Consider the following 1,244-nt stretch of genomic DNA (forward strand, 5'->3'; position numbering starts at 1 on the left):
TTTCCTCCCCTGAACGCCGAGCGCCTCTGGGCCCGCGTCGAAACCCTTTCCCGTTTCACCCTGCCCGACGTCCCCTGGACGCGCCGCGCATTCTCGCCGCTGTTCGACGAGGCCCGCGCCTGGCTGCGCAGCGAATTCGAGGCCGCGGGCCTGGCGACCCGCCTGGACGCTGGCGGCAACCTGATAGGCACGCTGGCCGGGCGCGACCCCGCGCGCAAGCCCATCGCCACCGGCTCGCATTGCGACACCGTGATGGCCGGGGGCCGTTTCGACGGCATCATCGGCGTGCTGGCCGGCATCGAAGTGGCCCACACCCTGCGCGAGCAAGGCGTGCAGCTGGAACATCCCTTCGAGGTCATCGACTTCCTGTCCGAGGAACCCAGCGACTATGGCATTTCCTGCGTCGGCAGCCGCGCGCTCTGTGGCCAGCTGACGCCCGACATGCTGGCGGCCCGCAATCCCGAAGGCGAGACGCTCGCGGCCGGCATCGCCCGCATCGGCGGCGACCCCTCGGCGCTGGGCGCGCCGCTGCGCGGCCCTGACGGCACCGCGGCGTTCGTCGAACTGCATATCGAACAAGGCCCGGTGCTGGAAAGCCGCGGCCTGCCTATCGGCGTGGTCACCAACATCGTCGGCATCCGCCGCGTGCTGATCACGGTGGAAGGCCAGCCGGATCATGCCGGCACCACGCCCATGGACATCCGCCGCGACGCCCTGGTGGGCGCGGCCCGCATCATCGATGCCGCCCACCGCCAGGCCAGCGCCGCCAGCGGCAATCCGCATTACGTGGTCGCCACCGTGGGCCGGTTGTCCATGACGCCGAACGCCGCCAACGCGGTGCCGGGCCGGGTCGAGCTGACGCTGGAAATGCGCAGCGACAGCGATGCCGTGCTGGACGCCTTCCCGGAAACGCTGATGGCCGGCGTGGCCACCGACCTGACCGCGCTGCGCCTGTCCGCAAGCTTCACGCAGCTGAGCCGCGCGCGGCCCACCGACTGCACGCCGCTGGTGATGGACGCGGTGCAGGCCGCCGCCGATCAGCTCGGCTACGCCTCCATGCGCCTGCCCAGCGGCGCGGGCCACGACGCGGTCTACATGGCGCCCACCGGCCCCATCGGCATGATCTTCATCCCCTGCCTGAACGGCCGCAGCCACTGTCCGGAAGAGTGGATCGAGCCCGCGCAGCTGCTGGATGGCACCCGCGTGCTGTACCAGTCGGTGCTGGAACTGGACCGCAAGCTGCG

1 protein-coding gene is annotated in these 1,244 nt (G+C 71.1%); it reads left to right on the top strand.

All coding sequences use genetic code 11. The annotated features are described in order from the left end of the window. On the top strand, window positions 1-1,244 hold a 1,244-nt coding region (locus DXK93_RS26865; protein WP_147400282.1), incomplete at both ends, for a Zn-dependent hydrolase.

The sequence above is a fragment of the Achromobacter sp. K91 genome (assembly GCF_003576205.1).
In the GTDB taxonomy this organism is placed as follows: domain Bacteria; phylum Pseudomonadota; class Gammaproteobacteria; order Burkholderiales; family Burkholderiaceae_B; genus Achromobacter; species Achromobacter aegrifaciens.